This window comes from Pseudomonas sp. GM49 (assembly GCF_000282355.1).
Lineage (GTDB): Bacteria > Pseudomonadota > Gammaproteobacteria > Pseudomonadales > Pseudomonadaceae > Aquipseudomonas.
The window spans coordinates 1-11,174 of sequence record NZ_AKJL01000220.1 but is presented as its reverse complement, the minus strand read 5'-3'; the positions used below and the strand labels follow the sequence as shown (position 1 = coordinate 11,174).

Below are 11,174 nucleotides of genomic sequence, written 5' to 3'. Positions count from 1 at the left end.
GGGCTTGGGTGCATCGCTGCCGCAAGCCACCAGCAGGCTGAAAACACTGAGCAAAATGAGCGGGCGTAACGACATTGGTGGCTCCATAAAGCTGAATTCCATGGATCAAGTGATCATCCCGTCTGTATACCGCAAACCCTATGGCTTGTCTTGCCACCGGGATGCGCTACCATGGCCCTCCCTTTTTTTGTTGCCTGCCACCATGCACTGTCCCTTCTGCGGTGCCAACGACACCAAGGTCATCGACTCGCGTCTGGTCGCCGAGGGCGAACAGGTGCGCCGCCGGCGTGAATGCCTGGCCTGCGGCGAGCGTTTCACGACGTTCGAGACGGCTGAACTGGTGTTGCCGCGCCTGATCAAAACCGACGGCAGTCGCCAGCCGTTCGACGAAGAAAAACTCCGCGCCGGCATGCAGCGCGCGCTGGAAAAGCGCCCGGTGAGCGTCGAGCGCCTCGAATCGTCGCTGGTGCACATCAAACACAAACTGCGTGCCACCGGCGAACGCGAGGTCAAATCCCTCGTGGTCGGCGAGCTGGTGATGGCCGAGCTGCAGAAGCTCGATGAAGTCGCCTACATCCGCTTCGCTTCGGTGTATCGCCGCTTCCAGGACCTCAACGAGTTCCGCGAAGAGATCGATCGCCTGGCCCGTGAACCGGTGAAAGAATGACCACGCCTGCCGAACAAGCCATCCTCGACGCCCATTTCATGGCCCGTGCCCTGGAACTGGCGCGCAAGGGACATTACACGACGCACCCCAATCCGCGGGTCGGTTGCGTGATCGTGCAGGGCGGGCAGATTGTCGGCGAAGGCTGGCATGTTCGCGCCGGCGAGCCCCACGCCGAAGTCCACGCCCTGCGCGCCGCAGGTGAGCAGGCTCGTGGCGCTACCGCCTATGTGACGCTTGAGCCTTGCAGCCACCACGGCCGTACGCCGCCCTGTGCCGATGCGCTGGTGAATGCCGGTGTGGCCCGCGTGGTCGCGGCGATGCAGGACCCGAACCCGGAAGTCGCCGGTCGCGGTCTGCAGCGTTTGGCCCAGGCGGGTATCGCCACCGAAAGCGGCGTGCTGGAAAGCGAGGCGCGCAAGCTCAACCAAGGCTTTCTGAAACGCATGGAACACGGCTTGCCGTTCGTGCGGGTCAAGTTGGCGATGAGCCTGGACGGGCGCACGGCCATGGAAAGTGGCGAAAGCCAATGGATCACCGGCCCGGCCGCACGTTCGGCGGTGCAACGCCTGCGCGCTCAGGCCAGTGTGGTGTTGACCGGTGCCGACACGGTGCTGGCGGACAACGCGCGGTTGACCGTACGCGCCGATGAGCTGGGTCTGGACGCTGAGCAAACTGCACTGGCCATGAGCCGTCCGCCGTTGCGTGTGCTGATCGACGGTCGCCTGCGGGTGCCGCTGGATGCACCGTTCTTCAAGGCCGGCCCGGCGCTGGTCGCTACCTGCGTGGCGGTGGAAGAGCAATATGCCAATGGTCCGGAATGCCTGATCGTGCCCGGCTACGACGGCCAGGTCGATTTGCGTCAGCTGCTGGTCGAATTGGCTGCTCGCGGGGTCAATGAAGTGCTGGTCGAGGCCGGTCCGCGTCTGGCGGGTGCCTTTGCCCAGTTGGGTTTGGTGGATGAGTTCCAGATTTTTATCGCCGGCAAGTTCCTGGGTTCCTCGGCGCGGCCGCTGCTGGACTGGCCGCTCGCGCAAATGAAGGATGCGCCGGAGCTGAAAATCACCGAAATTCGTGCCGTTGGCGATGACTGGCGAGTCATCGCCATTCCTTTGCCAGCAGCGAGCGTATAATTTCCGGCCATCGCGCAAGCTTTGGCTTTGTTCTCGAGGAGAACCTCATGTTTACCGGCATCATCGAATCCATCGGCAGTATTCGTGCATTGACCCCAAAGGGCGGTGATGTGCGGGTTCACGTCGAAACAGGCAAGCTCGACCTGAGCGACGTCAAGCTGGGCGACAGCATCGCGGTCAACGGCGTATGCCTGACCGCCGTTGAGTTGCCGGGCAACGGCTTTGCGGCGGACGTCAGTCGCGAAACCCTCGACTGCACCGCCATGAACGACCTGAAAAGCGGCAGCCCGGTCAATCTGGAAAAAGCCCTGACTCCGACCACTCGCCTAGGCGGGCACCTGGTCAGCGGTCACGTCGATGGCGTGGGCGAAGTGGTTGCCCGTACCGAAAACGCGCGCGCCGTGGAATTCCGCATTCGTGCGCCGAAGGAACTGGCCAAGTACATCGCCCATAAAGGTTCGATCACCGTCGACGGCACCAGTCTGACCGTGAACGCGGTCGATGGCGCCGAGTTCCTGCTGACCATCATTCCTCACACCCTGAGCGAAACCATTATGGCGTCGTATCAGCCTGGTCGCCGGGTGAACCTGGAAGTGGACTTGCTGGCCCGTTATCTGGAGCGCCTGCTGCTGGGCGACAAGGCCGCAGAGCCTGCAAAATCCGGAAACATTACCGAAAGCTTTCTGGCCGCCAACGGCTACCTCAAATCCTGACTCAAGGGGGTGCCTTGTGGCGCTCAATAGCATCGAAGAACTGGTTGAAGACATCCGCCAAGGCAAGATGGTCATCCTCATGGATGACGAAGATCGCGAGAACGAAGGCGACCTGATCATGGCCGCCGAGTGCTGCAAGCCCGAGCACATCAACTTCATGGCCAAGCACGCCCGTGGCCTGATCTGCATGCCTATGAGCCGCGAGCGTTGCGAACTGCTCAAGCTGCCGTTGATGGCGCCGCGTAACGGTTCCGGTTTCGGTACCAAGTTCACCGTGTCCATCGAGGCCGCCACCGGCGTGACCACCGGCATTTCCGCTGCCGACCGCGCGCGCACCGTGCAGGCTGCTGCCGCCCGTGATGCCAAGGCTGAAGATATCGTCAGCCCGGGTCACATCTTCCCGCTGATGGCCCAGGCTGGTGGTACATTGGCCCGTGCCGGCCACACCGAAGCTGCCTGCGACCTGGCGCGCATGGCCGGTTTCGAGCCGAGCGGCGTGATTTGCGAAGTGATGAACGACGACGGCACCATGTCCCGTCGCGCCGAGCTGGAAGCTTTTGCCGCCGAGCACGACATCAAGATCGGCACCATCGCCGACCTGATTCACTACCGAATGATCCACGAACGTACCGTTCAGCGGATTGCCGAGCAGCCACTGGACAGCGAACTGGGCCAATTCAACCTGGTGACATATCGTGATTCGGTGGAAGGCGACGTGCACATGGCCCTGACCCTTGGCAATGTCTGCGCCGAAGAACCGACCCTGGTCCGGGTGCACAACATGGACCCGCTGCGTGACCTGTTGATGGTCAAGCAACCGGGCCGCTGGAGCCTGCGCGCCGCCATGGCCACGGTTGCCGAGGCCGGCAGCGGAGTGGTGCTGTTGCTCGGTCACCCGCTCGATGGCGACGTGTTGCTGGCGCATATCCGCGAAACCGCGGACCACGCAGCGGTGAAAAAACCGACCACCTACAGCACTGTGGGTGCCGGTTCGCAGATTCTGCGCGACCTGGGCGTGCGCAAAATGCGCCTGATGTCGGCGCCGATGAAATTTAATGCGATATCCGGTTTCGATCTGGAAGTTGTAGAATACGTGCCCTCCGAATAATGACCGGCAGTTTCCGGCCCTGAATTCGCGGCAAATAAATCACTGAGGGACGCGTACAAGACGCGTCCCGGCTCTTTAAGAGATCTATCGAATGACCCTGAAGACCATCGAAGGTACCTTCATCGCCCCTAAAGGCCGCTACGCTCTGGTAGTGGGCCGTTTCAACAGCTTCGTCGTTGAAAGCCTGGTCAGCGGTGCAGTTGATGCCCTGGTTCGCCACGGCGTAAGCGAAAGCGACATCACCATCATCCGCGCGCCTGGCGCCTTCGAAATCCCGCTGGTTGCGCAGAAAGTCGCTCAAAAGGGCGAGTTCGCGGCAATCATCGCCCTGGGCGCAGTCATTCGTGGCGGTACTCCGCACTTCGAATACGTGGCTGGCGAATGCACCAAGGGCCTGGCCCAGGTGTCCATGGAGTTCGGCGTACCGGTTGCATTCGGCGTGCTGACCGTTGATTCCATCGAGCAAGCCATCGAACGTTCCGGCACCAAGGCCGGTAACAAAGGTGCCGAAGCTGCCCTGTCCGCTCTGGAAATGGTCAGCCTGCTGGCGCAGTTGGAGGCCAAGTGATTAGCGACGAAAGCGATCGTTTCAACCCGCGCGATCCAAAGCCTGCGGATGCCGGCAAGCCATCGAAAAGCGTCAAGCGTCGCGAAGCCCGTCAGCTCGCGACTCAGGCGCTGTACCAATGGCACATGGCCAAGCAGTCGCTGAACGAGATCGAAGCGCAGTTCCGGGTCGATAACGATTTCACCGATGTCGACGGCGCGTACTTCCGCGAAATCCTGCACGGGGTTCCGCAGTTCAAGACCGAAATAGACACTGCACTCAAGCCTTGCCTGGACTTGACCATCGAAGAGCTGGACCCGGTTGAACTGGCGGTTCTGCGCCTGTCGACCTGGGAACTGCTCAAGCGCGTCGACGTGCCATACCGCGTTGTGATCAACGAAGGTATCGAACTGGCCAAGGTCTTCGGTTCCACCGATGGCCACAAGTTCGTCAACGGTGTGCTCGACAAGCTGGCCCCGCGTCTGCGTGAAGCTGAAGTGAAGGCGTTCAAGCGCTGATCGGCGCTTGAGTTGCTGCCAATGGGCGAGTTTGAGCTGATCCGCAATTTCTTTGCCGCCGCGCCTTGTGCGCAGGGCGGCGAAGGCGTTGCCCTCGGGATCGGCGATGACTGCGCTTTGCTGGCTGTTCCTCTCGGGGAGCAGTTGGCAATTTCTACCGATACGCTGGTGGCCGGCGTGCATTTCGCCGATCCCTGCGATCCCTTTCTGCTCGGTCAGCGTTCGCTGGCCGTGGCCGTCAGCGACCTGGCTGCCATGGGCGCCACCCCCGTTGCCTTTACCCTTGCCCTGACCTTGCCGACGGTAACCGCCGATTGGCTGCAAGCCTATGCCCGTGGTTTGAACCAGATGGCGCAAAGCTGCGGCGTGGCGCTGGTGGGTGGTGACACGACCCGTGGACCGCTGAGCCTGACCATGACCGTATTCGGGCGTGTGCCGGGCGGTCTGGCGTTGACCCGCAGCGGTGCACAACCGGGCGATCTGCTGTGTGTCGGTGGCGACCTGGGCAATGCCGCCGGTGCCTTGCCCTTGGTGCTCGGTCAGCGCACGGCCGAAGCCAGCATCGCCGAGCCGTTGCTGGCGCATTACTGGTCGCCGCAACCGCAGCTTGGCCTGGGTCAGGCGCTGCGTGGCAAGGCCACTTCGGCAATGGATATCTCCGACGGCTTGCTCGCTGATTGCGGGCATATCGCGCTGGCCTCGAAGGTCGGTATCGAAGTCGAGCGGGATCGTTTGCCGCTGTCGCAAAGCCTGGTCGACTTTCTCGGTCAATCGGATGCACAGGTTGCGGCCTTGAGCGGAGGCGATGACTACGTCCTGGTTTTCACCTTACCGTCCGTCGAGTTGCCGCTATTGCTGGCCGACGGCTGGCCGATCCATGTGATTGGAAAGGTGGTGACGGGGCTGGGCGTAAGGCTGCTGGACGCCGACGGCAAAGACATCACCCCGCAAAATCGGGGTTATCAACATTTTCGGGAGTCACCGTGACAGATCATCCCAAACAGGTCCCGGCGGAATTCGTACCGCCGTCAGTCTGGCGTAATCCGTGGCATTTCCTGGCGTTCGGCTTCGGCTCGGGCACCTTGCCAAAGGCGCCCGGCACTTGGGGATCGTTAGTTGCGCTGCCTTTTATCCCGTTGTGGCAAATGCTGCCCGACTGGGGTTACTGGCTGATGCTCGGCATCACCATGCTGTTCGGCTTCTGGCTGTGCGGCAAAGTGGCCGACGATTTACGGGTACACGACCATGAAGGCATCGTCTGGGACGAAATGGTCGGGATGTGGATCACCCTGTGGCTGGTGCCGGAAGGTTGGCAATGGTTGCTCGCGGGCTTCTTGATGTTCCGCTTCTTCGACATCCTCAAGCCGTGGCCGATTCGCTGGATTGACCGGCACGTACATGGCGGCGTCGGCATCATGCTCGATGATGTCCTGGCCGGGGTGTTCGCCTGGTTGGCAATGCAGGGACTGGTGTGGTTTTTCGCCTGATCAAGGGTTTCCAGGCGTTAATCGGGGGAGCAGGGATGGTTCTACGTGGATTGATGGTGGTGTTCGCGATGTTTTGCTCTTTTGCCCAAGCGGGAGGAGGGGGAGGTACGCCGCCGTCGGTGATTCATCTGGCCAGCGAAGACTGGGAAGACTACACCGCTGCTGACGGTCATGGCCTGGGCTGGGACGTGCTGCGTCAAGTGTTCGAGCCGGCAGGTGTCAAAGTGGACATCCGCACCGAGCCCTACGTGCGTTCGCTGGGCCTGGCCGAAAGGGGGGAAGTCGATGCCTGCGTCGGTTCCTATCGCGACGAGTCCGAGGCTGTGCTCTATCCCCACTGGAGCTTCGACACCGATCACATCTATGCCCTGGGCCTGGCGAGCAGTCCGGTGCCAACCCCGGAAACCCTGGGCAATTATCGACTGGCCTGGGTCCGTGGCTACGATTACCAGGACTATTTGCCCAACGTGCAGCACTTTGCTGAAGTGCAGCGGCGCGACGGCATCGTGTCGATGCTGACCCACAATCGCGTCGACTTCTATATCGATGCCCTGACCGAAGTCGATGACGTCCTCAAACGCGCCAAGGATCCGTCCCAGCTGCGGCGCACCCATATTACAGAGTTGCCGCTGTATCTGTGTTTCGCCAAGACCCCGAAGGCGCGCAGCCTGATGGCCCTGTTCGATCAGCGCATGGAGCAACTGGTGAAAAGCGGCGAGCTGAAACCGATTTTTGAACGCTGGAAACAGCCGTATCCGTTTGATTCGAACTGAAGGGCTGATACAGAACCCTGTAGGAGCGAGCTTGCTCGCGAAGGAGTGTCAGTCGACAGCGAGATAGCTGACACTCCATCGCGAGCAAGCTCGCTCCTACACAGGAGAGTGTCGTCAGGGCGCATATCAAACTTATTGATAGTTATCGCCGATAATTCAGCCTAAGCGTCCTCCGGAACCTGCTGTTACAATGCCGGCTCTGCGAATCTTCAGACTTTTAGATCAGGAGCACACCGGTGCCTGTCGTTTTTGTCGCCGCTTCCAAGCTGCCAACGCCTTTTGCGCAATTCACCATGCACGGCTTTCTCGATGAGGCCACCGGCCGCGAGCACGTTGTGCTGAGCCTGGGTGAGTTCGCCGACGGTGCCCCGGTACTCGGCCGGTTGCACTCCGAATGCCTGACGGGCGATGCCTTGTTCAGCCAGCGTTGCGACTGCGGCTCGCAACTGGAGGCCGCCTTGCAGGCCATCGCCCGCGAAGGTCGTGGTGTTTTGCTCTACCTGCGCCAGGAGGGCCGGGGCATTGGTCTGCTGAACAAGATCCGCGCCTATGAGCTGCAGGACGGTGGCGCCGATACCGTTGAAGCCAACGAGCGCCTGGGTTTTGCTGCCGACCAGCGTGACTACGCCATGTGCCTGCCAATGCTGGAGCACCTGGGTGTGAAGTCACTGCGCCTGATGACCAACAACCCGCGCAAGGTCAAAGCCTTGACCGATATGGGGATCGCGGTCGCCGAGCGCGTGCCGCTGCACACCGGCCACAACCCGCATAACCGACTCTACCTGGCGACCAAGGCCAGCAAGCTCGACCACATGATGGGCAATGAGCATCAGGGCGAGGTAGACCGGGCGTGACCCGCGGTCAGGTGCGGCGGCGACTGTCCGTCAACTGGTGGCAATACCTGGCACTGGCCTTGTTGCCGCTGTTGGTGATCAACGTGGTGTTCGGCCAGGCCGAAGCCATCCTGCCGGTGCTGGCGATGCCGTTGTTCATCGCCGGTGTCGCTTCGATGTTTGTCAGCCTGAAGTTTTTCGGTGCCTACAAACACGCGTTGATCGCCACCCAGAAAGCCCTCGATACCCCTGAAGAGCCGGCCGCCTGGGTCAGTCTTGCTGCCAAGCGTCGCACGGCATTCCTTGCCGCCGGTCTGCCGGCCTGGATCGGTGCCCTGGCGGTATTCGTCGGTCTCGAAGCGGTGCCGCTGATGCTGATGGCGCTGTCGACCGCCGTGCTGTTCTACCTCTACCGTATTCCGCGTCAACTCGGTTGATGCGCTCGGTCTGGCTGGCGGTGTTGCTGTTGGCCGCCAGCGGCCCGGCAGTCGCGGTCGAGCGGGTTGTCAGCCTTGCACCATCGCTCTCTGAAATTGTCGTTGAACTGGGTTCCGCCGACCTCCTGGTCGGTGTGCTGGACGCCGGTGAACGCCCCGCCGAACTCAAGAACCTGCCGTCCGTTGGCCGCTATGGCCAGTTGGACGTGGAACGCCTGCTCAGCCTGAAACCCGATCTGTTGCTGCTATGGCCCGGTAGCGTCGGCCCGGCCCAGCGTGACCAGCTCAAGCGCCTGAATATTCCCACTTTCGTCGCCGAACCCCACAGCCTGGACCAGCTCACCGCGCAGATCGAGGCCATTGCCGCTCAGCTCGGTCGACCTGAACGCGGAATTTCATTGACCACCGATTTACGCCAGCGGCTGGATGAATTGCGCCAACGCTATCGCCGAGATCAGCCATTACGGGTGTTCTATCAGGTGTGGGATCGACCGCTGTACACCGTCGGCGGCGAGCAGATCATCAGCGACGCGCTGGAGGTCTGCGGTGCACAAAACGTATTTGCCGACCTGAAGTTGCCGGCACCGCAAGTCAGTGTGGAAGCCGTGTTGCAGCGCAATCCCGAGGTCATTCTGGCCAGCGATCAGGCGCAACTTGATGCGTGGAAAGCCTGGCCGCAGGTGGCGGCGGTAGCGCAAGGGCAATTGCGCCTGGTCACGGACAAGGGGTTGGAGCGCCCGAGTGGGCAGATGGTCGAGGCGACCGCCAAGCTTTGCCAGTTGATCGCGCCCTGTGGCGAGGGGGCTTGCCCCCGTTCGGGTGCGCAGCACCCGCAATCAGATTAATGCAATGCATCTGAGAAGTACGGGTGTAGGATTTTGGGGCCGCTTCGCAGCCCAACGGGGGCAAGCCCCCTCGCCACAAAGGATCGAGTCGAGCTTTTAGATCTCCGGCGTCCACGTTACCCCGAACATCCACGCCCGACCTTCCTCGCGATACCCGAACTGGTTACCTTGGTAGCTATACAACGCCCGGCTGTAACCCTTGTCCAGCAGGTTATCGACCTTCAGCTCCAGTTCGATTTCACGATTGAGCTCCCAGCTGCTGCGCAGTCCCAACAAGGCATAGCCGCCGAGCGGCTGTTGATTGTTCAGGTCGTCATAGCTGCTGCTGACCGCTTGCCAACTGGCGCCGAGGCCCAGGCGATCGAATTGTCGATCCAGGTCCAGGCTCAAGGTGCGCCGCGCACGACGGGCCAGAGTATGGCCAGTGTCGCGATCGCGCGGGTCGATGATCGCCACGCCAAGGTTGCTCTGCCAGCCGAACAACTCCTGCTTCAATGCCGCTTCAAAACCGTTGATCCGCGCCGAGGCAACGTTCTCCGGGCGCGAGTTGCTGCCGAAGATGATCGCGTCTTCAAGGTCGGTGCGATACAGCGAGGCCTCCAGACGACTGCTCTCGGTCAACTGGCTGCGCCATTGCAGCTCATAGCTTTTCGAGGTTTCAGGCTTCAGGTCCGGGTTGCTGAAGTCGGGGTAGTACAGGTCGTTGAACGTCGGCGCGCGGAAGCCTTCGCTGTAGGTCAGCAGCATTTCGTTGTCCGGGTTCAGTGGCAGGGTGAAGGTGCCGCTCCAGGTATTCTGGCTACCGAACTGCTGGTTATCGTCGTGACGCAGGCCCAACTCCGTGGAGAAACTGTCCGCCTGAAAACGATGCTGGATAAACGCGGCGCGGTTCCAGCGGCTGTCCTCGTCGTACGCCGTGCTGCTGTTGATCCGGTCTTCATACCAGTCACCACCCAGCAGCAGGCTGTTGTGCTCGTTGAGCGTCAGGTCGTTCTGCCAGGTCACCGAATCGCGGTAAGTATTGAAAACACTGCGCTCATCGCTGAGCTTGTCGAAGGTCTTCTCGCGATTTTCACTGTGACCGAGTTCAACACGGGTTTTCCATGCTTCATTGATGCGCGCGTCGATGTAACTGCTGACACTGCTCACATCGAATTCGTTGTAGGGCTGCTGTTGGACTGCCCCGAACGGGCTGTCGAACTCGCTCTTGCCACGGTTATCCAGGACGTTGGCGCCGATCTCGATGTCATCGCCCAGGGCATGGCTCAAGCTCAGGCTGAACGACTGGTTGCGATACTCGTCATGGTCGCCGTCGCTGGGGTGTGACTGGTGGGTGCGATTGATCCCGGCGGTTTCGTCGAGGCTGGCGCCGAGGTTGAAGCGGGTTCGCTCATCACCACCGGACAGGCCAAGGCTGTGCTCCCAGGACTGGTTGCTGCCAAAACCCGTGTGCAAACGCGGTTGCAGACCTTGCTCGCCGCCACGGCGGGTGAAGATCTGGATCACCCCGCCAATCGCATCGCTGCCATAAATTACCGAGCGAGAGCCGCGCAGCACTTCCACGCGCTCGACCTGCTCGATATTGATGTGTTGCAGATTGCTGTCGCCGGAGGTCGAGCTGCCGATGCGCTGGCCGTCCACCAACACCAGGCTCTGGGCCGACTGGGTGCCGCGGATGAAGATGCCCGGCAAACTGCCGCGCCCACCCGATTGCGAGACTTGCACGCCTGGCACCCGACGCAGCAGATCGGTAACGCTATCGGGCTGCAGGCGATCGATGTCTTCGCGGGTGAATACAGTGTTGGCGGCACTGCTGTCATTGCGCGCTTCGACCTGGCGGTTGGCGCTGATCAATACGTCGGGCAGCTTCAGGGCTTGATCGCGTTCGAAGGTGTCGGCCAGCAGTGGGCCGGCCGGCAACAGGGCCAGCGTCAGGGCGAAGGGGGAGAGTTTCATGGGTAGTCCGTTGGTGCTTTGAGGCGAATACAGTTTTGATAGACGCTGAAAGCCACTGTGGGAGCGAGCTTGCTCGCGATAGCGGTGTACCAGTCAGCATTTGAGTCGACTGACAGGCCGCCATCGCGAGCAAGCTGAACTGGCCTAATGATTTTGGACA

At 61.3% G+C, this 11,174-nt stretch carries 13 protein-coding genes; 12 read left to right on the top strand and 1 reads right to left on the bottom strand.

Annotated elements, in window-relative coordinates; translation table 11 throughout:
- Nucleotides 1-202 precede the first annotated feature (202 nt).
- From nrdR to PMI29_RS09980, 12 genes are all read left to right on the top strand, one after another.
- A complete protein-coding gene (nrdR, locus tag PMI29_RS0130315; RefSeq protein WP_003228656.1) occupies nucleotides 203-667 on the top strand; it encodes a transcriptional regulator NrdR in 465 nt (154 codons plus the stop codon).
- Entirely contained in the window at nucleotides 664-1,797 is a 1,134-nt protein-coding gene (ribD, locus tag PMI29_RS09930; protein WP_008000436.1) for a bifunctional diaminohydroxyphosphoribosylaminopyrimidine deaminase/5-amino-6-(5-phosphoribosylamino)uracil reductase RibD, read from the top strand. The genes nrdR and ribD overlap by 4 nt, the downstream gene beginning before the upstream one ends.
- A gap of 47 nt (nucleotides 1,798-1,844) precedes the next feature.
- The gene (locus PMI29_RS09935; protein WP_008000433.1) at nucleotides 1,845-2,510 is read left to right on the top strand and encodes a riboflavin synthase; all 666 of its coding nucleotides are present in this window, start codon (nucleotides 1,845-1,847) and stop codon (nucleotides 2,508-2,510) included.
- Between the two features lie 16 nt (nucleotides 2,511-2,526).
- Nucleotides 2,527-3,618 carry a bifunctional 3,4-dihydroxy-2-butanone-4-phosphate synthase/GTP cyclohydrolase II gene (gene ribBA, locus PMI29_RS09940; protein ID WP_007984459.1) on the top strand — a complete coding sequence of 364 codons (1,092 nt, stop codon included), beginning with the start codon at nucleotides 2,527-2,529 and terminating at the stop codon, nucleotides 3,616-3,618.
- Between the two features lie 91 nt (nucleotides 3,619-3,709).
- Entirely contained in the window at nucleotides 3,710-4,186 is a 477-nt protein-coding gene (ribH, locus tag PMI29_RS09945) for a 6,7-dimethyl-8-ribityllumazine synthase (protein WP_003228649.1), read from the top strand.
- Nucleotides 4,183-4,683: a transcription antitermination factor NusB gene (gene nusB, locus PMI29_RS09950; protein WP_008000432.1), complete on the top strand. Its 501-nt coding sequence runs from the start codon at nucleotides 4,183-4,185 to the stop codon at nucleotides 4,681-4,683. Before ribH ends, nusB begins: the two co-directional genes overlap by 4 nt.
- A gap of 21 nt (nucleotides 4,684-4,704) precedes the next feature.
- A complete protein-coding gene (thiL, locus tag PMI29_RS09955) occupies nucleotides 4,705-5,670 on the top strand; it encodes a thiamine-phosphate kinase (RefSeq protein ID WP_008000431.1) in 966 nt (321 codons plus the stop codon).
- Nucleotides 5,667-6,170: a phosphatidylglycerophosphatase A family protein gene (locus tag PMI29_RS09960; protein ID WP_007970166.1), complete on the top strand. Its 504-nt coding sequence runs from the start codon at nucleotides 5,667-5,669 to the stop codon at nucleotides 6,168-6,170. Before thiL ends, PMI29_RS09960 begins: the two co-directional genes overlap by 4 nt.
- 35 nt (nucleotides 6,171-6,205) lie before the next feature.
- Nucleotides 6,206-6,943, top strand: coding sequence for a substrate-binding periplasmic protein (locus PMI29_RS09965; RefSeq protein WP_008000429.1), 738 nt, complete (start codon nucleotides 6,206-6,208; stop codon nucleotides 6,941-6,943).
- Nucleotides 6,944-7,179: 236 nt separating this feature from the next.
- The gene (ribA, locus tag PMI29_RS09970) at nucleotides 7,180-7,797 is read left to right on the top strand and encodes a GTP cyclohydrolase II (protein ID WP_007984463.1); all 618 of its coding nucleotides are present in this window, start codon (nucleotides 7,180-7,182) and stop codon (nucleotides 7,795-7,797) included.
- Nucleotides 7,794-8,213, top strand: coding sequence for a hypothetical protein (locus PMI29_RS09975; RefSeq protein ID WP_008000427.1), 420 nt, complete (start codon nucleotides 7,794-7,796; stop codon nucleotides 8,211-8,213). The genes ribA and PMI29_RS09975 overlap by 4 nt, the downstream gene beginning before the upstream one ends.
- Nucleotides 8,213-9,058, top strand: coding sequence for a cobalamin-binding protein (locus PMI29_RS09980; protein WP_008000425.1), 846 nt, complete (start codon nucleotides 8,213-8,215; stop codon nucleotides 9,056-9,058). The genes PMI29_RS09975 and PMI29_RS09980 overlap by 1 nt, the downstream gene beginning before the upstream one ends.
- A gap of 96 nt (nucleotides 9,059-9,154) precedes the next feature.
- Here the strand turns inward: PMI29_RS09980 and PMI29_RS09985 are convergent, their stop codons facing one another.
- Nucleotides 9,155-11,014, bottom strand: a complete 1,860-nt coding sequence (locus PMI29_RS09985) for a TonB-dependent receptor domain-containing protein (protein ID WP_008000423.1) — start codon at nucleotides 11,012-11,014, stop codon at nucleotides 9,155-9,157.
- Nucleotides 11,015-11,174: the final 160 nt, after the last annotated feature.

What these genes read in the sequence shown, in the direction of transcription:
- nrdR (WP_003228656.1), top strand. Translation starts at nt 203, where the DNA reads ATGCACTGTCCCTTCTGCGGTGCCAACGACACCAAGGTCATCGACTCG.
- PMI29_RS09935 (WP_008000433.1), top strand. Translation starts at nt 1,845, where the DNA reads ATGTTTACCGGCATCATCGAATCCATCGGCAGTATTCGTGCATTGACC.
- ribD (WP_008000436.1), top strand. Translation starts at nt 664, where the DNA reads ATGACCACGCCTGCCGAACAAGCCATCCTCGACGCCCATTTCATGGCC.
- PMI29_RS09985 (WP_008000423.1), bottom strand. Translation starts at nt 11,014, where the DNA reads ATGAAACTCTCCCCCTTCGCCCTGACGCTGGCCCTGTTGCCGGCCGGC.
- ribH (WP_003228649.1), top strand. Translation starts at nt 3,710, where the DNA reads ATGACCCTGAAGACCATCGAAGGTACCTTCATCGCCCCTAAAGGCCGC.
- PMI29_RS09980 (WP_008000425.1), top strand. Translation starts at nt 8,213, where the DNA reads ATGCGCTCGGTCTGGCTGGCGGTGTTGCTGTTGGCCGCCAGCGGCCCG.
- PMI29_RS09965 (WP_008000429.1), top strand. Translation starts at nt 6,206, where the DNA reads ATGGTTCTACGTGGATTGATGGTGGTGTTCGCGATGTTTTGCTCTTTT.
- thiL (WP_008000431.1), top strand. Translation starts at nt 4,705, where the DNA reads ATGGGCGAGTTTGAGCTGATCCGCAATTTCTTTGCCGCCGCGCCTTGT.